Here is a 1,669-nt window from a genome sequence, read left to right as displayed (position 1 = left end):
TTTTGTGGGGGCAAGAGTCGAGTAGTTGTAGCCGCTCACGTCCATATCAAGGCTCGTGCTCGCGCCACTTACTAAATTTGTAGCAGTGATGACGTATGAGCCACTTTGCGTAAATTTATAGCTAAACTCGCCACTATTTTTATAAAAGCTATCCACATCTTCAAGCGTTTGGATCCATTTTATATAGCCATTTACATCCCTTTGATACTGCCATGAGACACGTTTTATATCAAATTTCAAATTTGACTTCACTGCCTTTTGGCTTGGCATATCAACGACGACTGTTCTTATCTTTACATCTTCGTTTGGATCAGCAAATGCCGTACTAGCAGCGATGCCAACCATATCTTTATAAGGATAGAGCGTAAAGCTTTTTGCGTCACTTACGTTTTTGCCATCGTCATTTACATTGAAATTTATGACACCTTTTATTATTGAAGGTGCGTTTTTGGTGTTAAAGCTAAGATCTATCATCTGGTTTGATTTGCCATCTTTTGAAAGAGTTAGATCATTTTCTATGCTTGGATAGGCAGCCGCTTTTAGGGTGTCGTTTTTAAATTTATACTCTTTAAATTCGCTATTCTTATACTCATCATCAAAGAAGCTAACCTGCATACTGCCAGCTAAGTCGCTAGCTGCTCCGCCAAAGAGATAACTACTTGTTAAATTTACCTTTACTAGCTCGTTTGCAAAGAATTTATCAGCGTCTATAGCTATGTCATTTTTTATCTTGTTTGGCACGAAGCTCTCGACATAAAATGGCACGCTTGCTATCACCTTGCTAGCGTAGATTATCTGCATGTTAAATCTACCGCTTAGATCGCTTAAAATTTCTTTTTCGAAATTTATCATGCCGACATCATTTGTATTTTGCGTGATCTGGGCGCTACTTTTGCCTTGAGGATCGATAAATTTGATCTTAACTGGCATATTTTTAAGCGGGTTAAAGTCCCTATCTCTTAGATAAATTGCTCCTTTTAAGCTCTCGTTTGGTCTTATGATATTTGAGGCAAAATGCGTGTAAGCATCGATGCTCTCGCTTGGATTTTGACTGATAAGCTTTGCCTCATTTAGAGCTTCGCCATCTTTTATGATGAGGAAATTTTGCTCCTTGCCAAGTGAGACGACTATTGATGAGATCTCTTTGTAGATATCTTTTTTGTTAAATTTAAAGACGCCAACGTCATTTGTCGCGCCAACTGCGATCTCTTCGTTTCTTTTGCCATAAATTTTTACATTTGCATTTGGTAGCATTGTGTTTTCGCCAAGGCGGTTTGCAAAGACGAAAATTTCATCCTTGCCAAGCTTTGCATTTATGGCGATGTCGCTTAGATAGACGACCTTTGAGACGCTCTTATCTTTGCTGTAGTTTAAGCTTATCTTATAAACTCCGTCTCCTGCTCCTGCAAAGTCAAGCTTGATCTTATTTAGCGAAATTTCGTTTAATGCACCTTCTAGCTTGTAGCTTTTGCTTGCTACTTTTGAGCTAAAATTGCTTAGATCTTCGCTATTGTCGTTGAAATTTAAAAAGTATCTAAAATTTTGATCGCTTAACTTTTCAACGCTTACATTTAACTCAGGTAAATTTGCACTTCTAATGCCGATCTCGCCAACACTTGAGATATATGGCTCTTCGTTTGTGAAATTTGCAAATGGAGTGAAGTTGCTA

Annotated in this window: 1 pseudogene; it reads right to left on the bottom strand. The window is 38.1% G+C overall.

Going from position 1 to position 1,669, the window contains the following annotated elements:
* Positions 1 to 1,669: pseudogene (locus Q0296_RS10845) on the bottom strand (alpha-2-macroglobulin); the annotation flags it as partial.

It is taken from the genome of uncultured Campylobacter sp. (assembly GCF_937890585.1).
Lineage (GTDB): Bacteria > Campylobacterota > Campylobacteria > Campylobacterales > Campylobacteraceae > Campylobacter_A.
Note: the sequence above shows the minus strand (reverse complement) of the source record. Positions and strands in the feature narration are given on the sequence as shown.